This is a genomic window from Streptomyces hyaluromycini (genome assembly GCF_002217755.1).
Lineage (GTDB): Bacteria > Actinomycetota > Actinomycetes > Streptomycetales > Streptomycetaceae > Streptomyces > Streptomyces hyaluromycini.
The window spans coordinates 440,436-459,897 of sequence record NZ_BCFL01000020.1 but is presented as its reverse complement, the minus strand read 5'-3'; the positions used below and the strand labels follow the sequence as shown (position 1 = coordinate 459,897).

Here is a 19,462-nt window from a genome sequence, read left to right as displayed (position 1 = left end):
GGACATGTCGACCCTGTGGGAACTCATGCGCGACTGCATCCCTGACGACCACGCTCGCCAGGTCACCTCCCGCTACTACCTCGACGAAGCCATGCGCTCGCCGCGGGCACCGGACCGGGTGGTGGACCTCGGCTGCGGGCGGGGTACGTCGGCCGAGCTCTTCCGCAAGCACGACTCCGGCGTCCGCTGGGTGGGAGTCGACATCCGCGATTCGCCGGAGGCCGCCCAGCGCACACCGGGCGGCGACAGCGTGGTGTACTTCGACGGCGTCAACCTGCCGTTCCGCTCCGACGCCGTACCGCTCGTCTACTCCCACCAGGTCTTCGAACACGTCGCCAGGCCCAGGGAACTGCTCGCGGAGGTGAGCAGAGTGCTGCGTCCGGGCGGGCTGTTCATCGGCAGCACCTCCCAGTTCGAGCCGTACCACTCCTTCAGCCTCTGGAACTACACGCCCTACGGATTCCGGGTGCTGGTCGAGGAGGCCGGGCTCGCCCTGGAGGAGATCCGGCCCTCGCTCGACGGCGTGACACTGATCATGCGCACGTACCACGGCTCGCGGAAGAAGGAGTACGGCCGCTTCTGGCAGACGGAGTCGCCGCTCAACACGGAGATCGACGCCTGGGCCCGCAAGAGCAGGCGGGACGCGGCCCTGGTGAACCTCCGCAAGCTCACGTTCTGCGGGCAGTTCGCGTTCCGGGTGAGCAAGCCGGCCCCGCGCGTCTGACGACCCCGGATCCTCCCGGTGCGGTCACCGGCTCACTTGGCGACCGCTGCGGGCGGTCCGACCTCGGCCTGGGTGCCGGGAGCACAGATCGCCTCGGACCAGAGTTCGACCGACCTGGTTGAACTGGTGTTCAGGCCTGCGACGTTCCACCCCTGCGTCGTCGGCGAGTTCGTCCTGACCACGATGCTGATGATGCCCCCGTCGGCGCCGTTGTAGCCGCCGCCCGTGGGCACCTGCCCGGCCGGGCACAGCGCCTCGGTGCTGCGGGCCTGGCCGGGCGGCACCACGACATGCGGGCCGTGCACCCACGTGTACACCTCCGCCTGTGCCGCAGCGGACTTCACCACGGGTGGCCGGCCGGTCTTCCTCCCGTCCGGCTGATCGGCTGTGCCGCGAGTGACGGCGATGGCCGTTCCGCTCGCGGCGAGAACCGCCGCGGTGACCAGGACGCCGATCGGGAAACGCTTCATCTCGAACCTTTCGTGCCACGTGAGGGGGCATGCAGCATCTGCATGCCCCCTGCGAGCACAGCGCTTGCTCCCTGTCACACGTTCGGCGGAGGCGGGGCCGATGCACCGCGCCGGTCGCGCCGGCCATTTGCGACGCCGCGCCACCGTCCCCGAAGATCGGCGTCATGCCCACGTTCACCGCGGCCGACGGCACCCGTCTCGCCTACCACGTCAGAGGCGAGGGCGAACCCCTCGTCGTGCTCCCGGGCGGCCCCATGCGGGCCTCCGCCTACCTCGGGGACCTGGGCGGGCTGGCCGCCCGCCGCCGGCTGGTCCTGCTCGACCTGCGGGGGACCGGCGACTCCGCCACGCCCGCCGACCCGGCGTCGTACCGCTGCGACCGACTGGTCGACGACGTGGAGATGTTGCGCGCCCACATGGGGCTCGACCACATGGACGTACTGGCGCACTCGGCCGGTGCGAGCCTGGCGATCCTGTACGCGGCGGCCCATCCGCGGCGGGTGCGGCGGCTCGCGCTGATCACCGGCAACCCCTCGGCCCTCGGCCTGCGGGCCACCCCCGAGGACCGGCTGGCGGCGGCCCGGCTACGGATGGGGGAGCCCTGGTTCGAGAGGGCGTTCCCCGCGCTGGAGGCGTGGCTGACCGGCTCCGGGGACTTCGACGAGGCGTTCATGCCCTTCTTCTACGGCCGCTGGGACGACGCCGCCCGCGCGCACGACGCGGCCGCCGAGGAGCAGACCAACGACGAGGCGGGCGACCGCTACTTCGGCGAGGGCGCCTTCACCCCGGACGCCACCCGAATCGCCCTGCGCGCTCTCGCCGCCCCCGTCCTGGTGTACGCCGGTGAGCTCGACGGCGGCCCCAGCCCGGCCCTGGCCCGGCGCGCCGCCGAGGCCTTCCCGACCGCCGAGGTCGCCGTGCAGCCCGGTGCCGGTCACTACCCCTGGCTCGACGACCCCGAGTGGTTCGTCCGCCGTACCGTCGACTTCCTGGACGGCTGAGCAGGCGTTCGGCCCTGCGGCCCGAACGCCTCCAGGAAACGGTCGCGGAACTGGTCCATCGCCCAGATCGGCGCGTCCGCGGCGGGCTTGAGGCCCGGCGTCCAGCCCCACCCGGCGACCCGGTCCAGGACCGCCGGGTCATGGGCGACGATCGTGACGGGGACGTCCCGGCGCGGGCTGCCGGCGACTACCTCCGGGCGGGGCTGGTGGTCGCCGAGGAAGACCAGAACCGTGTTCTGGCGGGCGTGGCGCCCCATGAACCCGAACAGGCTGCGCAGCGAGTACTCGATCGAGACGCGGTACTCGGTGCGTACGCTCTCCGTGTCCTTCCAGACCTCCGCCGGGTCCTTGCCCGCCTTCTGGATCGGCCCGAACACCGAGCCGTCACCGAGGTCCTTCCAGTCGATCATGCGGGGGAGCGGCGCCCAGGGCTGGTGGCTGGAGGCGAGGATGATCTCCGCCATCAGCGGACGCCGGTTCTTCCGCCCGTACTCCAGGCGGTCGAAGGCCTCCAGCGTGAACTGGTCGGGGACGGGCGTCCAGCTGAAGTACGGGCCGTGGTAGCCGAGGTGCGTGGAGTCGTAGGCGCGGTCGAGACCGAAGAACCGGGCCTCGGGCCAGGTGCGGCGGACGCCCGGGACGACACCGACCGTGCGCCACGCGCCGGTCCTTCGGAAGTACTGGTTGAGGGTCATCCGGTCACCGGAGACCAGATTGCGGTAACGCTGCTGGTTGTTGATCCACAGTCCGGACAGCAGCGTGGCGTGGCACATCCAGCTGCCCGCGCCGAGGACCGGGGAGCGCAGCCAGCCGCTGCGGGCGTCGAAACCGGCCGCCTTGAGCGAGGCGGTTCCCTCCCGGAGGACCGCGCCGACCTGCCGCGCCATCGCCGGATCCTCGATCGCCGTACGGCCGTAGCTCTCGACGAACGTGAACAGCACGTCCTTGCCGCGCAAGCCCGTCAGCAGCCGGTCCGGCGGTGTCCTCTCGAAGGCGTCGACGGCGGCCTCCGCCGCGAAGACCCGCGCGTCCGCAAGACCCGCCCGGACTGCCTGCACCCGCTCGTCCACCAACCGGGCGTCGAGCGTGGCGGCGACGGGCGCGCCGCCGGCCTGAAGGCCGAAGGCGGCACAGGTGACCCAGGCGACGGCCAGGACCAGAGCGGTACGGCCCGCGGGCGGACGCCGGCGTGCCATCCGCTCGGCGAGCCGCACCAGCGCGAGAACGGTCACCACGGGCACGGCCACGGCGAGCAGCAGGGCCCCGGCGATCGCGAGCACCTCACTGGTCCGGCCGAACGACTCCCGTACGTAGTCCGCCGCGTCGTCCAGCAGGATCCAGTCGAGCACCAGGTCGAACGGGCGTTGCAACGCCGAGTAGAAGCCCATGTCCAGGCACTTCACCAGCGTCAGCACCCCCAGCGCCGCGCCCGCCAGCACCGCGGTGACCCGCCGCGCCCGCCCGGGCAGCACCAGCAGGACGGCCACGAGCACGATCCCCTCGCCGGGGAGGCGCAGGAACGCCGGCGGCGCGAGCAGGTCGAGCCGGTTGGGCAGCAGCAGCGCGGCCAGCAGCAGGGCGGCGGACCCGGCGGTCGTCCCCACCGAGATGCCCCGGGCGGTCCGCGGATGCCTTCGCCGCCGGCCTTCGCCCGTGCCGGGACCGGCCGGTGACGGCACGGTCTCCGGCGGCCGGGCGGGCGTGGGGTGCGACACCGGAGATCCTTCCGTGCGGCCGTTGTGACTCTGTGTGCGTGATCGACGTCAGATCGTGCGCACAGAGTACGGCCCCGGGACCGCCCTGCGGCGGTGGCACACCCGTGCGTCCTGGCGGTGGGGAGGCGGGAAGAAGGTGATCCCGCCCCGCCCCGCCCCGGACACCTGGGCCGAGCTCAGCTCTGCGGCCCGAACGCCTTCAGGAAGCGGTCACGGAACTGGTTCATGGCCCACTCCGGTGCGTTGTCCGCGGGCTTGAGCCCGTCCGTCCAGCCCCACCCGGAGACCCGGTCCAGGACCTTCGGGTCGCGGGCGACGATGGTGACCGGCACGTCCCGGCTGGTGCTGCCGGCCGTGACCGTCGGGACGGGCTGATGGTCGCCGAGGAAGACGAGGACGGTGTTGTCGTCGCCGTAGCGCTGCATCCACTGGGTCAGGCTGTCCAGGGAGTACTGGATCGCCTTGCGGTACTCGGTTCGCACGCTCTTCGCGCTCTTCCAGACCTCCGTGGGGTTCGTGCCCTCCTTCTTGATCTTGTAGAAGATCCTGCCGTTCCCGAGATCCTTCCAGTCGATGATGTGAGCGATGGGGGACCAGGGGTTGTGGCTGGAGGCCAGGATGATCTCCGCCATGATCGGGTCGCGGTTCTTCTTGCCGTGCTCCAGCTTCTGGAAGGCCTCCAGGCTGAACTGGTCCGGCACCGGCGTCCAGCTGAAGTACGGACCGTAGTAACCGAGGTGCGTGGAGTCGTAGATGTGGTCGAGGCCGAAGTACTTGCCCTCGGGCCAGGCCTTGCGCACGCCCGGCACGATGCCGACCGTGCGCCAGGCCCCGGTCTTCTGGAAGTAGCTGGTGAGGGTCGCGTGGTCGCCGGTGGTCAGGGTCCGGTACCGCTGCTGGTTGTTGATCCACAGGCCGGACAGGAACGTCGAGTGGGCGAGCCAGCTGCCGGCGCCCGTCACGGGTGACCTGAGCCAGCCGCTCTGCGCCGCGAAACCGGCCGACTTGAGCCGGGCGTTCCCCTCGTTCAGCGTCGCGTCGATCTCCGGAGCCATCGCCGGATCGTCGATCGCCACCCGGCCGTAGCTCTCGATGAAGGTGAACAGCACGTCCTTGCCGCGCAGTCCGGTCAGCAGCTGGTCGGACGGGGTGTTGGCGTAGGCGTCGACGGCGAGCTGCTTCTTGAAGACGTCGGCGTCCCCCAGTCCGTCGCGGACGTACTGCACACGGTTGGCGAGGAACTGGCTGTAGCCCTTGGTGGCGAACGGGATGCCGGCGAACTGCACGCCCAGCGAGAAACAGGTGATCCACACGGTGCCGAGCACGAGCGTGGTGCTCACGGCCGCGGGGCGGTGCCGGTCCAGGACGTTCGCCAGCCGCACCATCGCGAGCGCGCTCAGCACGAGCACGGCGACGAGCAGGACGATCACCCCGATCACCGCGAGCACCTCGCCCGTGTGACCGAAGGAGTCCTTCACCCAGTCCGCCGCGTCGGTCAGCAGAACCCAGTCGAAGACCAGGTCGAACGGTCGGGCCAGGGTCTGGTAGAAGCCCATGTCGAGGCACTTCAGGACGGTGGACAGGCCGAGGAGCGTCCCTGTGACGACGGCCGCGATCCGCCGTGCCTTCGACGGCAGTGCGAGCAGGATGACCGAGAGGTACACCGCTTCGACGGGGAGGCGGAGGAAGGTCTGGAAGGAGAACCGGTCGAGGCGGTCCGGCACGAGGATCGCGCCGAGCACGAACGCACCCGCCAGGACACTCGTCCCCACCCGCACGCCGGTTGTGATGCGGGGGTTGCGGCGGAACCGGCCGAACCAGCCGGGGCGGCCGGAGCCGGCGGCCCGGGAATCGGGTTCGGTCCCGTCCGCGGCCGTGGCGGGGCCGGTGTGCGGCTCGGTGCCCTCGGGAGCGCGTTCGTCGTCGGCGGCGGCAGGGAGTGAGGTATTGGTCTCCTCGGCCGCCTCGCCGCTGGTTTTCCCGGCCGCCTCGCCGTGCTCCTCGTCGCCGGTCGCCTCGTCCTCCTGCTCCTCCTGCTCCTCCGCTCCGGGACTAGTGTCCGCGTCGGCGTCTTCGACTGCCTCGGGACCCCTGCCCGGCTCGCTCGCCTCGACAGCCCGCGCGCCGGTCTCGGCCCCGTCATCCGTCGGGTGTGCGCCCGACGGGGCGTCCGGCTCGGTCCCGGTCTCCGCCGGCGCGGCCGGTGTCCCCGCCGCCGGGTCCGGTGCCGACGCGTCCGCGTCCAGCAGTTGGCGAGGGGGCGTGAGGTGCGACACCCGTAAGTCCTTCCGTGCGAAGCCCGGTGATGGCACGGCGGACCGGGCCCGCAGGTCAGGAACCGCCAACCTCGCGTACGGCCTGACGTAACCCGGTGTTCAAACATCCGGGTCAACCGCGTGCAAAGAGCACGCCCGGCGGGTCATGACCCGCTGCTCGCACGGCCTACCGGTCGGCGGCCACTGCCACCTCCCGCGCCCACCGGTAGTCCGCCTTGCCGCTCGGCGACCGCTGGATGGCCTCGGCGATCACCAGCTGACGGGGGACCTTGTACCCGGCCAGCCGGCTACGGCAGTGGGTCTGGATGTCCGTGAGGGAAGGCGGCTCGGCACCCTCGCGCAGCTGCACCACGGCCGCCACATGGTTGCCCCAGGTAGTGTCCGGCACCCCGGCGACGAGCGCGTCGTACACGTCCGGATGCGATTTGAGCGCCTGTTCGACCTCCTCCGGGTACACCTTCTCGCCCCCGGTGTTGATGCACTGGGAGCCCCGGCCGAGCACGGTGACGACACCGTCCGCGTCGACCGTCGCCATGTCGCCGAGGAGCACCCACCTCCGGCCGTCCTTCTCGAAGAACGTCTCGGCGGTCTTCGCCGGGTCGTTGTAGTAGCCGAGCGGCACGTGCCCGCTCTGCGCGACCCGGCCGATCTCGCCGACCGCCACCGGCTCGTGGCTGGCCGGATCGACCACCTGCGTACGGGAGTTGACACGGACCCGGAAGCCGCTGCCGGCCCCGGAGTCCTCGGTCGCGGTGCCGTTGAAGCCGGACTCGGAGGAGCCGAAGTTGTTCAGCAGCATGGCGTTCGGGACGAGTGCGCTGAACTGCCGGCGCACGGTCTCGGAGAGGATCGCGCCGGAGGAGGAGACGCTGAACATGGCGGAGCAGTCGGTGCCCTTCATCGGCCCGTTGAGGGCGTCGATGAGCGGGCGCAGCATCGCGTCGCCGACCAGCGACATGCTGGTGACCTTCTCCTTCTCGACGGTCCGCAGCACCTCCTCGGGCACGAACTTGCGGTGGATCACGACTCGTTGTCCGAAGTTGAAGCCGATGAAGGTGGTGAGCGTGGACGTGCCGTGCATCAGCGGGGGAGTGGGGAAGAAGGTGATGCCCGCCCCGCCCGCCGCGACGCGTTCGGCCAGCTCCTCCGGGCGCTTCACCGGCTCACCGGTCGGCGCTCCGCCGCCCAGCCCCGCGAAGAACAGGTCCTCCTGGCGCCACATCACACCCTTGGGCATCCCGGTCGTGCCGCCGGTGTAGATGATGAACTGGTCGTCCGCCGAGCGCGCCGGGAACCCCCGCCCGGGCGACCCGGCGGCCTCGGCCTCCGTGAACGCGACGGCCTTGAGCCCCGCGTCCACCGGCTCACCCACCCGCACCAGGTGCCGCAGCCTCGGCGTCCGGGGCAGCGCCGCCGCCACCCGGTCGTCGAACTCCGCGTCGAAGACCAGCGCGACGAGATCCGCGTCCCGGTAGAGGTACACCAACTCCTCTTCGACGTACCGGTAGTTCACGTTGACCGGTACGACCCGTGCCTTCAGGCAGCCGAGCACCGTCTGCAGGTACTCGACCCCGTTGTAGAGGTGCAGGCCGAGATGCTCGCCCGGGCGGATGCCGCTGTCGATCAGATGGTGGCCGATGCGGTTGGCGGCGGCGTCCAGCTCGGCGTAGGTCAGCCGGCGTTCCGCGCCCGTTCCGGGGTGGTCGAGGTACACGAGCGCCTCGCGGTCCGCGGCCACGTCGACGACCGACTCGAACAGATCGGCAAGGTTGTACTCCACCGCTCCTCCTGACCCCGGCGACCGTGACGAAGAAAGGCGCACCTGTCCGTTCGCCGGTCATCAGAGCAAAGGGCGCGGCAACTGTGAAGGGTTCGCGCGAAGAAATCTGACTGTCTGTCAGAAAACCCTTGAAGTGCCTCCCCGGCTACTGCAACCTGTTCTCGTTCTGCTGGAGGGGAGACGATCCCTCTCGGAGGGGAGACGGTCCATGGGTGGGACGGAACACCTCACCGTGCGGCGCGAGGGCGCCACACTCGTGCTCACGCTCAACCGGCCCGAAGCGAAGAACGCGCTCTCGATCTCCATGCTCGTCGGCCTGTACGACGGCTGGATCGAGGCCGACGAGGACGACGGCGTCCGCTCGATCGTGCTCACCGGGGCCGGGGGCGCCTTCTGCGCCGGGATGGACCTCAAGGCGCTGGCCGGACAGGGCATGGCGGGGGAGCATCTGCGCGACCGGCTGAAGGCCGACCCCGACCTGCACTGGAAGGCGATGCTCCGCCATCATCGCCCGCGCAAACCGGTGATCGCCGCCGTCGAGGGCTACTGCGTCGCGGGCGGCACCGAGATCCTCCAGGGCACCGACATCCGGGTCGCGGGCGAGTCCGCGACGTTCGGTCTCTTCGAGGTCCGGCGGGGACTCTTTCCGATCGGCGGGTCCACCGTGCGGCTGCAGCGGCAGATTCCGCGCACGCACGCCCTGGAGATGCTGCTCACGGGGCGGCCGTACACGGCCAGGGAGGCGGCCGGCATCGGGCTCGTCGGCCATGTCGTCCCGGACGGCGCCGCGCTCGACAAGGCCCTGGAGATCGCCGAACAGATCAACGCGTGCGGGCCGTTGGCGGTCGAGGCGGTCAAGGCGTCGGTGTACGAGACCGCTGAGCTGACCGAAGCCGACGGGCTGGCTGCGGAGCTGAAGCGGGGGTGGCCGATCTTCGACACGGCCGATGCGAAGGAGGGCGCTCGCGCCTTCGCGGAGAAGCGACCGGCCGTCTACAAGCGCGAGTGATGCCTGGGGTGCGTCGGACGCTGCGGGCCGTATGTGGCTGGTCGCGCCCGCGCGGCGGAGCCGCATATGTGCGCGCCCCGCGCCCCTAAAAGACGGGGCGTCACCCGCACCGACCTTAAGGAGGCAAGCCCCCTATGCCCGAAGTCCTCAAAGCTCCCCTCGTCGTCGAGTTCCCCTTCACCCGGTCCCTCGGGCCCGTCCAGAGCGCCTTCCTCACCGGCCTGCGGGAACGCATCGTCCTCGGTGTGAAAACCGGCGACGGCCGCGTCCTCGTGCCGCCCGTCGAGTACGACCCCGTCACCGCCGAGGAGATCCGCGACCTGGTCGAGGTCGCCCCCACCGGTACCGTCACCACCTGGGCCTGGAACCACGAGCCCCGGCGCGGCCAGCCCCTCGGCACCCCCTTCGCCTGGGTCCTGGTCCGGCTCGACGGCGCCGACACCGCCCTGCTGCACGCGCTCGACGCACCAGGGCCCGACGCCGTGCACACCGGCATGCGAGTCCGGGTCCGCTGGGCCGAGGAACGGTCGGGTGCCATCACCGACATCGCCTGCTTCGAGCCGTACGAGGGCAGGACGGCGGAACTCTTCGGGCACAGCGGCGAATTCGAGGACGCGATCCACGGCATCGTGGCGCACGCCCGCCTCGACTACACCTACTCGCCCGGCCGCGCCCAGTCCGCCTACATCGACGCACTGGCGTCCCGGCGGACCTTCGGCGAGCGCTGTCCCTCCTGCCGGAAGGTGTACGTCCCGCCGAGGGGTGCGTGCCCCACATGTGGGGTGGCCACATCGGAACAGGTCGAAGTGGGTCCCGGCGGCACAGTCACCACCTTCTGCATCGTCAACATCAAGGCGAAGAACCTCGACATAGAGGTGCCGTACGTCTACGCCCACATCGCCCTCGACGGCGCCGGCCTCGCCCTGCACGGCCGGATCGGCGGGATCCCCTACGACCAGGTGCGGATGGGGCTCAGGGTAGAGCCGGCGTGGACCGAGGGGGCCCGCTTCCCCGACCACTACCGGCCCAACGGCGAACCCGACGCGGACTACGAGACGTACAAGGAGCTGCTGTGATGCGTGACATAGCACTGGTCGCCTTCGCGCAGACCGACCACCGCCGCACCAGCGAGGAGCTCTCCGAGGTCGAGATGCTCATGCCGGTGCTGCACGATGTGCTCGGACAGACCGGCCTGAAGACCGCCGACATCGGCTTCACCTGCTCCGGCTCCAGCGACTACCTGGCCGGCCGCGCCTTCTCCTTCACCCTCGCCCTCGACGGCGTCGGCGCCTGGCCGCCGATCTCCGAGTCGCACGTCGAGATGGACGGCGCCTGGGCCCTGTACGAGGCCTGGACCAAACTGCTCACCGGGGACGCGGACACCGCGCTCGTCTACTCCTACGGCAAGTCCTCACCCGGCTCCGTACGCGACGTGCTGACCCGGCAGCTCGACCCCTACTACGTGGCCCCCCTCTGGCCGGACTCCGTGGCCCTCGCCGCCCTCCAGGCCCGGGCCCTCATCGACGCGGGGGACACCGACGAGCGCGCACTGGCCGCCGTCGGCGCCCGCAGCAGGGCGGACGCGGCAGCCAACCCCCATGCACAGGTGAGGGGTTCGGTTCCGCAAGGGGAGTACGTCGTACGGCCCCTGCGGACCGGCGACTGCCCGCCCATCGGAGACGGTGCCGCCGCCGTGATCCTCGCGGCGGGTGAGCGGGCCCGGGAGCTGTGCGCCCGGCCCGCCTGGATCCGGGGCATCGACCACCGCATCGAGGCGCACGGCCTGGGCGTCCGCGACCTGACCGACTCGCCGTCCGCGCGGCTCGCCGCCGAGCGGGCCGGTGCCTTCGAACGGCCCGTGGACACCGCCGAGCTGCACGCGCCGTTCAGCTCCCAGGAGGTCGTGCTGCGCAAGGCGCTGCGGCTCGGCGACGACGTACGCGTGAACCCGTCCGGCGGGGCCCTTGCAGCCAACCCGATCATGGCCGCCGGACTGATCCGCATCGGCGAGGCCGCCGCCCGCATCCACCGCGGCGAGTCCGACCGCGCCCTCGCCCATGCCACCTCCGGGCCCTGCCTGCAGCAGAACCTGGTCGCCGTACTCGAAGGGGATCCGCGATGAGCAAGGAGCCGGTGGCCGTCGTAGGGATCGGCCAGACCAAGCACGTGGCGGCCCGGCGGGACGTGTCGATCGCCGGGCTCGTCCGCGAGGCCGCGCGACGCGCCCTCGACGACGCCGGGTTGGACTGGGCCGACATCGACGCCGTCGTCATCGGCAAGGCGCCCGACTTCTTCGAGGGCGTGATGATGCCCGAGCTGTACCTGGCGGACGCGCTGGGGGCGGTGGGCAAACCCATGTTGCGGGTCCACACGGCGGGTTCGGTGGGCGGCTCGACCGCGCTCGTCGCGGCCAACCTCGTCGCCGCCCGTGTCCACTCCACCGTGCTGACCCTCGCCTTCGAAAAGCAGTCCGAGTCCAACGCCATGTGGGGGCTGTCCCTGCCGATCCCCTTCCAGCAGCCGCTGCTGGCGGGCGCGGGCGGTTTCTTCGCGCCCCATGTGCGGGCGTACATGCGACGCAGCGGCGCCCCGGACACCGTCGGCTCGCTGGTCGCCTACAAGGACCGGCGCAACGCGCTCAAGAACCCCTACGCCCACCTCCACGAGCACGACATCACCCTGGAGAAGGTCCAGGCGTCCCCCATGTTGTGGGACCCCATCCGCTACTCGGAGACCTGCCCCTCCTCCGACGGCGCCTGCGCCATGGTCCTCACCGACCGCGCCGGAGCCGCCCGTTCCGCGAAGCCGCCGGCCTGGATGCTCGGCGGGGCCATGCGCAGCGAGCCCACCCTGTTCGCCGGCAAGGACGCGGTGTCGCCGCAGGCCGGCAAGGACTGCGCCGCCGACGTCTACCGGCAGGCGGGGATCGCCGACCCACGCCGGGACATCGACGCCGTCGAGATGTACGTGCCGTTCTCCTGGTACGAGCCCATGTGGCTGGAGAACCTCGGTTTCGCCGAGGAGGGCGAGGGCTGGAAACTCACCGAATCGGGGGTCACCGAACTCGACGGTGACCTTCCCGTCAACATGTCGGGTGGCGTCCTCTCCACCAATCCGATCGGCGCCTCGGGGATGATCCGGTTCGCCGAAGCCGCCCTCCAGGTGCGCGGCCAGGCCGGAGAACACCAGGTGGACGGCGCCCGGAAGGTGCTCGGGCACGCCTACGGCGGCGGTTCCCAGTTCTTCTCCATGTGGCTCGTCGGCGCCGCGGCCCCCGACAGCTGAAAGGACCCGTTCGCGTGGCCTGTCGAGTGCCGGAACCGAAAGCTAGGCTGGCCGCGGACGACGAATTCGGGAGGAGCACGGACGTGGCCGAGAGCACCATCCAGCAGCAGCCGGTACTGGGCTGGGACAAGCCGGAGCTGGACCTCAGCGGGGCCGATTGGCAGTCCAGCAGCCGGGGCCTGGGGGATGTCCAGATCGCCTTTGTCGAGGGATTCATCGCGATGCGCAACAGCGGCAGCCCGCAGAGCCCTTCCCTGATCTTCACCCCCGCCGAATGGGGCGCCTTCGTGTCGGGGGCCCGGGAGGGCGAGTTCGACCTCACCTGAGCGCCTCCCCCGGTTCCGCTGCCGCGGCAGAGAGGTGAACCGGGGGGTGTTCCGCAAGGATTTCCGGACACGTGACCAGCAGCGCCCTTCCGGGGCCACCGCCTGAGACAGGCTGGCCCCGGACGGGGAAGGTCGTATTCCGGAGGTGAGGAACGATGAGCACTGCGCCGGTCATCGCCGCGGCGGACGGTTCGGACGACAGCCTGCGCGCCCTGGACTGGGCCGTGCAGGCGGCCCGGCAACGGGGCGCACCGCTGCGGGTGGTGCACGTCCGCCAGTACGCCGCCTGGGGGCAGCCCGACGTGCTGGTCGCCGGGGAACCGGACGCGGCCGGCGACCCCGTGCTCGACGAGGTCCGCGACCGGCTGCGCACCGGTGCCCCGGGACTCGCCGTCGAGTACGTCGCCCTGGAGGGCGCCCCGAGCGCGCTGCTGCCCGAACTGGGGTCCGACGCACAGCTGTTGGTGCTCGGCTCGCGCGGCCGTGGCGGCTTCGCCAGCCTGCTGCTCGGCTCCAACGGCATGGCCGCCGCCCGTGACGCCGAGTGCCCGGTGGTCGTCGTACCCCGGCCGGGGCGCGACGTGCAGGAGGAACTTCCCGTCGAGCCCGGGCCCCGGGTCGTCGTCGGCCTGGACGTGGACAGCCCCGACGACGCCACCCTCGCCTTCGCCTTCGCCGAGGCCGCCTGGCGCGGTGCCCGGCTCCAGGTGATCGCCGCCTACCCGTGGCCGCTGCAGAGCTGGGTCGCGGCCGGGGAGATCGTCCCGCCGACCGTCGACCAGGACGAGGTCGAACAGGAGACCCGCACCCTCGCCGAGGGCTTCCTCGCCCCGCACCTCAAGGACCGCCCCGGCCTGCGCGCCGACGTCCTCGCGCTGCCCGGCGCCGCGGCCGGCCTGCTGGTGTCCGCCTCGAAGGACGCCGCCCTGGTCGTCGTCGGCCGCCACCGCCGGCGGCTGCTCGCCCCGGCCCGCATGATCGGCTCGGTCACCCAGGCCGTGCTGCTGCACGCGGCCGCCCCGATCGCGGTGGTCCCGCCCTCACCACCGCAGGAGTGATGTCAAGTCCCTTCGCTCAGTTACCGTCAGTAGGGAGCGGATCACCGTCGTCGGGCGTACGCTGAGCTGCCTGCAAGCCACGGTGCGCGCCCGCTCCCCGCGCTCGCGTATCACCGTGGCGGGGGGTGGTCATGGGACAGCGGGTCCTGCGCAACCGGCGGACGCTCTACGAGCGCGACAGCGAACTCGCCGCCGTCGACGAGGCGTTGGCCGAACTCACCGGCCTGGGCATGGACGGCACGGCACCGGGCGACCGGCCGCTCGGCGCGCTCCTCGCCTTCGCGGGCCGGGCCGGTATCGGCAAGACCACCCTGCTCGCCGAGGTCCGCCGCCGCGCCGCCGCCCAGGGCTGCACCGTGCTCTCCGCGCGCGGCGGCGACCAGGAACAGCGCGTCGCCTTCCACGTCGCCCGCCAGCTCCTGCAACCCCGGCTCGCCGGCGCACCGGAGGCCGAACTCCGCGCCTCGCTGGGCAGTTGGTACGACATCGTCGGCCCCGCGCTCGGCCTGTGCGCCCCGACCGAGGGCGCCCCGCCCGACCAGCAGGGCCTGCGCGACGGCCTCGACTGGGTGCTCACCCACCTCGCCGTGCGCCGGGCCCCGATGGTCCTCGTCCTCGACGACGCGCACTGGGCCGACCCCGAATCCCTCGGCTGGCTCGCCGCGTTCGCACCGCGCGCCGAGCAACTCCCGCTGCTCGTCGTCGTCGCCTACCGGCCCGACGAACTCCCCGAGCACGCCGACGCGTTCCGCGGCCTGCCCGGACGGGCCGGCGGCCGCCCGCACGGCCTCGAACCGCTCAGCGCCGACGCCGTCGCCGGCCTGGTCCGCGACAGCCTCGGCGACCACGCCGACGACGCCTTCTGCCACGAGTGCTGGGCCGTCACCGCGGGCAACCCCTTCGAGGCCGTCGAACTGACCGCCAAGGTCTCCGACCGGGGCCTCGACCCCACCGAGGCCGGCGCACCCCTGCTGCGCGACCTCGCCGCCGCCGTCAAGGGCAGCGGGCTGATCGCCCGCCTCGAACGCCTGGGCCCCTCCGCGGTCCGGTTCGCCTGGGCCTGCGCCGTGCTCGGCACCGAGATCCATCCGACGCTCGCCGCCGCCGTCGCCGGCCTCGGCCACGAGGAGGCCGCCGACGCCGCCGACGCCCTGCGCGGCGCCCGGGTCCTCACCGGCGCCGAGACCCTGGAGTTCGTCCACCCGCTGATCGCCACCGCCGTCTACCGGGCCATCCCGCCCGCCACCCGGGTCGCCCTGCACGGCCAGGCCGCCTGGTGCGTGACCGACGACGGCCAGGGCGCCACCGCCGCCGCCCGCCACCTCCTGGAGACCCACCCCGAAGGCGACACCTGGGTCGTGCGGCAACTGCGCGCCGCCGCCGGCGAGACCCTCCGGGCCGGCGCCCCCGACACGGCCCGCACCTACCTCGCCCGCGCCCTGCGCGAACCCCCGCCCGCCAAGGAGCGCGCCGCCGTCCTCCACGAACTGGGCAGCGCCTCCCTCCTCACCGAACCCGCCACCACCGTCAACCACCTGCGCGCGGCCCTCCAGGAACCCATCGCCGAGCCCGCCCTGCGCCACCACATCGTCTACCGCCTCTCCCAGGTCCTCGCCCACAGCGACCGCCTCGCCGAGGCCTCCGAGACCCTCGCCGGTGAGATCCGCGTGACCGGCGACGCCCGTGTCCGGCTCCGCATGCTCTCCGAACAGTTCATGTGGGACGCCTTCCGCGCCGACGAACCCGACCACCCCTCGCGCTCCCGCCGCCTGACCCGGCTCGCCGACCGGCTCCAGGGCCGCGACCTCACCGAGCGGTACGTCATCGGGCTGCGCACCTGGGACGCCATCCAGCGCGGCGAACCCGCCGACATCGCCCTCCACCACGCCGAGCGCGCCCTGGCCGGCGGCCTCGGCTGGGCGGAGGCCGACCGCGGGTTCGAGGTCCCCGTCCTCGTCGCCCTCGCCTTCATGTACGCCGACCGGCCGGACCGCACGGAGGAGCTCTTCGCCGCCGGGATCGCCGACTTCGAACGCCAGGGCTGGCGCGGCGCCCACCTCTCCTTCGCCTACACGCTCCTCGGCTACGTCCGCTACCGGCGCGGCCGGCTCGCCGAGGCGGAGGACCTGGTCCGCTCCGGCCTGCGCCTCGCCGAACGCGTCGGCCCCGGCACCCCGGCCCACTGGTACGCCCTCGGCATCCTGATCCAGACCCTGCTGGCCCGCGGCCGCACCGCCGAGGCCGCCCGCCTCGCCGAGGACCACGCCTTCCGGGAGCCCTTCCCGGCGGCCGTGGTCTTCCCCGACGCCCAGACGGTCCACGGCGAACTGCTCCTGGCGCGCGGCCTCACCAAGGACGCCGCGGCCGAGCTCTCCGCGGCCGGCCGCCGCCTCGAACCCCGCGGCATCCGCAACCCCTCGTGGTGCCCCTGGCAGCTCCACCTGGCCCGCGCCGAAGCCCACGACGCCCCGGAACGCGCCCGCACCACGGCCCTGGACGCGGTCACCCGGGCCCGCCGCTTCGGCGCCCCGTCCGCGATCGGCCAGGCCCTGCGCACAGCGGCGGAGGTCTCTTCGGGCGAGACCCGCCTGGCATACCTGCGCGAGTCCGTGGCCTACCTGGACCGCTCTCCGGCGGCCTACGAGCTCGCCTGCGCACTGGTGGCCCTGGGCACGGAACTCCAAGACGCCGCCCACCTGCGCCGGGGGCTCGAAACCGCCCGGCAGTGCGGGGCCGACGGCTTGGCGTCCGCGGCACGAGCCGAGCTGGCGGCGACGGAAAGGGCGCCCTTGTAGCGGGCGTCAACGACGACACCCCAGGGGCGCGGGGAACTGCGCGACAAGCCACGACGGCGCCGCACCCGCCGAACGACCGCCACCCACCACGACGAACACCGCCGCCCGGCCCGGCACCGCCGAACACCACCGTCGTGGCTGATCACCGTCGCGGCGGAAGTGAGGGTGCCGGTGAATCAAGAGTGGGCGGCGGAGCAGCAGCGGGGGCGGAACAGAGGGCCGGCGGAACACGAGCGCGGCGGAGCAGGCGTGCCGGCGGACCAGGGGTGTCGGCGGAGCAGGAGCGCCGGCGAGACGTCGGCCGACCCGCACCCCGCACTGATCCCCACCCCACAACCCCGGCCCCGTACCATGGAGCGCATGTCGTTCCTCCGTCGCCGCAGCGCCACTCCCGCCGGCCCCGACTTCGACGTACTGGCCATGGACCCGGGCGACTGGCCCGGCAACCTCGGTGCCGGGCTGCTGCCCGCCCCCGACGGCTCCTGCCAGGGCGTCTTCCTGCGCTACGACCTCTTCGGCGGCCGCGGCCCCGCGATGATCATCGGCAACCTCCCCGAGGGCTCCCCGGCCCGCGAGGTGGAGGAGGACGAGATCCCCTTCGAGGTCGGCCAGCTCCTCCTCGCCCTGGAGAACGACGAGGACGTCACCGTCGTCGGCACCGAGGACATGCCGGTCCTGCAGGGAGACAACCTGCTGATCGTGCGCCGCCTCAAGCTCTCCGAGAGCCGGATCTCCTGTGTCCAGTTCGACCGCAGCGACGGCGTCCTCGTGACCATCGCCGCCTGGGACCGCCCGATCACCGACGACCTGTACGCCCTGCTGAAGCCGCTCCCGGCGGAGCTTTTCCAGCAGGGCTGAGGCAGACCGCCTTCCGTCGGCTACTTCCCGTGGCCGTGGCCGTGGCCGTGGTGCCGCCCGGTCTTCGCGGCCGGCACCACGTCCACGTCGGCCGCGTGGACGAACTCGACCCGGTGGCCGTACTGGATCTCGTAGTACAGGTCCTTGCCCACCACGACCTTGTGCGAGTCGGTGCTGAAGGTGACGGCGTAGTAGTACTCGCCCGGCACCTCGTCACCGGCCACGTACTTCTGGCCCGCAGGGATCGTGTAGGGCAGCGGGGAGACCGACTGGGCGGGTACCCCTGAGGGGTACGCCGACGCCTCCGGATAGGCGCGGCCGTACACCGGGATGCTGGTCCGGCCCGCCTTCGGCGTGATCACCAGCCCGGTCGTGCCGACCGCCGCCGGCGCGCCCGGCGGGTTGTCGAACCACGCCTTCTGCCCGAGGTACCAGATCGCCGTCCAGTCGCCCCAGGTGTCCGCCACCGCGTACTGCTGGCCGGTGGCGGCCCGCGAGGAGAGGTCGTTGACGTCGGTCGTCGGTGTCGTACCGAGGCCGATGTCCTTGATCAGGGCCGAGCTCTCGTCGTGGTCGGAGTACAGCCGTACCGCGCTGGAACCGTGCGCGGCGCAGGGCTGGCCCTTGGTGACGCAGCCGGTGTACGTCGGCTGGTTCGTGGCGTAGTCCGGCAGGATCGTCACCACACCACCCGTCACCACACGGTGCTTCTTGCCCGCCTTCTGCTTGAAGGGGTGGTCAAGGAGCTCGAAGTAGTGCCGCCAGTCCCAGTAGGGGCCCGGGTCGGTGTGCATCCCGGGGATCGTGGACGTGGTCGGGCCCGGCACGGTGTCGTGGCCGAGGATGTGCTGCCGGTCCAGCGGGATGCCGTACTGCTCGGAGAGGTACTTCACCAGCCGGGCCGAGGAGCGGTACATCGCCTCCGTGTACCAGGCGTCCGGGGAGGCGAGGAAGCCCTCGTGCTCGATGCCGATCGACTTGGCGTTGATGTACCAGTTGCCCGCGTGCCAGGCCACGTCCTTCGCCTTGACGTGCTGGGCGATCAGACCATCGGTGGAGCGGATGGTGTAGTTCCAGGACACATAGGTCGGGTCCTGGACCAGCTTGATGGTGGTGTCCCAGGAGCCCTCGGTGTCATGGATGACGATGTACTTGATGCTCTGCGAGGCCGGCCGGTCGGCGAGGTCGTGATTGCCGTAGTCGTTGTCCCCGAACTGTGCGTAGGGCGCCGGGATCCACTGGCACGACACCGTTGCCGGGCACTCCGTCTCGCCGTCCGCCGCCTCCGTGCGCAGCCCGGTCAGCTTCAGCTGCGCGGTGTCGGGCGCCAGGCCGGGCTGGGCGGCGAGGGCGACGAGCTGTCCCGCGTCGGTGGTGCGCTCCTCGCCCGTGTGGAGGACGTCGAACACGTCGTTGGCGTACGCCGCCGCGGTCGCCGTGTCATCGGCGCCGGAGAAGCGGGCGATCGCGCCGTACCAGTCCGCCGGATCGGCGCTGAGCGGCTGGTGGAGGTCCTTCTGGGCGGCGGCGAGCAGGCCGGCGCCGCCGGCCACGTTGGCCGCCGCGTCGGTGCGCAGTTCGGCGGCCGGGATCCCGGTCAGCGCGGCGGCCTTCGTCAGGGTCTTGAGCCGGGCCGGGAGCGCGGAGTTCTGCGGGACCTGCACGCTGGGGTGCAGGGCGGGGCGGGCGCTGTCGCCGCGGGCGTCCTCGGTGCCGTCGGCGAAGTGCTCGGTGGCCGTCGCCAGCGCGGTGTGCGCATCGGTGAGGTGCATCGGGCCGTAGCCGCCGGTCACGCTGGGCGCGCCGGCGTGCGTGTCCCAGCGGGACTGGAGATAGGAGACGGCAAGCAGCACGCTCTGGGGCACGTGGTACTCGGCGGCGGCGGACGCGAACGCCCGCTGGAGCAGTCCGGCGGACGACTCGCCGGTGTTCGGTGGGGGTGCCGCGCCCAGCAACGGCAGCAACAGGGCCGCGGCGGCGACGGCTCCGGCCGTCCTGCGCGTACGTCTGCCGCTGTTCGGGGGTGTGGGCTCGGTGACGGATCCTCGCAATGCTGCCTCCTGGGGCGATGGGGCGCGACGGGGCGTGCGGGGCTGAGCTTGGCTCAGTGCTACCGGCTTGCCGACGATCCGTCAATCATGCCCAGAGAGGCAGGAATTCCCATG

At 72.1% G+C, this 19,462-nt stretch carries 15 protein-coding genes; 10 read left to right on the top strand and 5 right to left on the bottom strand.

What is annotated here, in order from left to right; translation table 11 throughout:
* Window positions 1-4 precede the first annotated feature (4 nt).
* Window positions 5-724, top strand: a complete 720-nt coding sequence (locus SSP29_RS23815; RefSeq protein ID WP_089102782.1) for a class I SAM-dependent methyltransferase — start codon at window positions 5-7, stop codon at window positions 722-724.
* Window positions 725-756: 32 nt separating this feature from the next.
* Here SSP29_RS23815 and SSP29_RS23810 read toward each other — a convergent pair whose 3' ends face one another.
* On the bottom strand, window positions 757-1,194 hold the full coding sequence (locus SSP29_RS23810) for a hypothetical protein (protein WP_089102781.1): 438 nt from the start codon (window positions 1,192-1,194) through the stop codon (window positions 757-759).
* Window positions 1,195-1,358: 164 nt separating this feature from the next.
* On the opposite strand from SSP29_RS23810, the gene SSP29_RS23805 reads away from it, so the two are divergent.
* On the top strand, window positions 1,359-2,195 hold the full coding sequence (locus SSP29_RS23805; protein WP_089102780.1) for an alpha/beta fold hydrolase: 837 nt from the start codon (window positions 1,359-1,361) through the stop codon (window positions 2,193-2,195).
* Here SSP29_RS23805 and SSP29_RS23800 read toward each other — a convergent pair.
* From SSP29_RS23800 to SSP29_RS23790, 3 genes are all read right to left on the bottom strand, one after another.
* On the bottom strand, window positions 2,132-3,910 hold the full coding sequence (locus SSP29_RS23800) for an alkaline phosphatase family protein (protein ID WP_150134780.1): 1,779 nt from the start codon (window positions 3,908-3,910) through the stop codon (window positions 2,132-2,134). The two genes, SSP29_RS23805 and SSP29_RS23800, sit on opposite strands and share 64 nt — an antisense overlap.
* A 176-nt stretch (window positions 3,911-4,086) precedes the next feature.
* On the bottom strand, window positions 4,087-6,186 hold the full coding sequence (locus SSP29_RS23795; RefSeq protein ID WP_150134779.1) for a sulfatase: 2,100 nt from the start codon (window positions 6,184-6,186) through the stop codon (window positions 4,087-4,089).
* Window positions 6,187-6,352: 166 nt separating this feature from the next.
* Window positions 6,353-7,966 carry an acyl-CoA synthetase gene (locus SSP29_RS23790; protein WP_089102779.1) on the bottom strand — a complete coding sequence of 538 codons (1,614 nt, stop codon included), beginning with the start codon at window positions 7,964-7,966 and terminating at the stop codon, window positions 6,353-6,355.
* Window positions 7,967-8,174: 208 nt separating this feature from the next.
* Here SSP29_RS23790 and SSP29_RS23785 point away from each other — a divergent pair, with 208 nt between their 5' ends.
* The 8 genes from SSP29_RS23785 to SSP29_RS23750 all read left to right on the top strand — a co-directional run bounded on the left by SSP29_RS23785 (window position 8,175) and on the right by SSP29_RS23750 (window position 17,297).
* The gene (locus SSP29_RS23785) at window positions 8,175-8,975 is read left to right on the top strand and encodes a crotonase/enoyl-CoA hydratase family protein (RefSeq protein WP_089102778.1); all 801 of its coding nucleotides are present in this window, start codon (window positions 8,175-8,177) and stop codon (window positions 8,973-8,975) included.
* A 134-nt stretch (window positions 8,976-9,109) separates the two neighbouring features.
* A complete protein-coding gene (locus SSP29_RS23780; protein ID WP_089102777.1) occupies window positions 9,110-10,051 on the top strand; it encodes a Zn-ribbon domain-containing OB-fold protein in 942 nt (313 codons plus the stop codon).
* The gene (locus SSP29_RS23775) at window positions 10,051-11,097 is read left to right on the top strand and encodes a thiolase family protein (protein ID WP_150134777.1); all 1,047 of its coding nucleotides are present in this window, start codon (window positions 10,051-10,053) and stop codon (window positions 11,095-11,097) included. Before SSP29_RS23780 ends, SSP29_RS23775 begins: the two co-directional genes overlap by 1 nt.
* Window positions 11,094-12,260: a thiolase family protein gene (locus SSP29_RS23770; protein WP_089102775.1), complete on the top strand. Its 1,167-nt coding sequence runs from the start codon at window positions 11,094-11,096 to the stop codon at window positions 12,258-12,260. The genes SSP29_RS23775 and SSP29_RS23770 overlap by 4 nt, the downstream gene beginning before the upstream one ends.
* Window positions 12,261-12,343: 83 nt before the next feature.
* Entirely contained in the window at window positions 12,344-12,586 is a 243-nt protein-coding gene (locus SSP29_RS23765; RefSeq protein ID WP_089102920.1) for a DUF397 domain-containing protein, read from the top strand.
* A 155-nt stretch (window positions 12,587-12,741) separates the two neighbouring features.
* Window positions 12,742-13,644, top strand: a complete 903-nt coding sequence (locus SSP29_RS23760; protein WP_089102774.1) for a universal stress protein — start codon at window positions 12,742-12,744, stop codon at window positions 13,642-13,644.
* Between the two features lie 131 nt (window positions 13,645-13,775).
* A complete protein-coding gene (locus SSP29_RS23755) occupies window positions 13,776-16,439 on the top strand; it encodes an ATP-binding protein (protein WP_089102919.1) in 2,664 nt (887 codons plus the stop codon).
* 360 nt (window positions 16,440-16,799) lie between these two features.
* Entirely contained in the window at window positions 16,800-17,297 is a 498-nt protein-coding gene (locus SSP29_RS23750; protein WP_089102773.1) for a hypothetical protein, read from the top strand.
* Window positions 17,298-17,317: 20 nt separating this feature from the next.
* Here the strand turns inward: SSP29_RS23750 and SSP29_RS23745 are convergent, their stop codons facing one another.
* Window positions 17,318-19,348: an N-acetylmuramoyl-L-alanine amidase gene (locus SSP29_RS23745; protein WP_089102772.1), complete on the bottom strand. Its 2,031-nt coding sequence runs from the start codon at window positions 19,346-19,348 to the stop codon at window positions 17,318-17,320.
* Window positions 19,349-19,462: the final 114 nt, after the last annotated feature.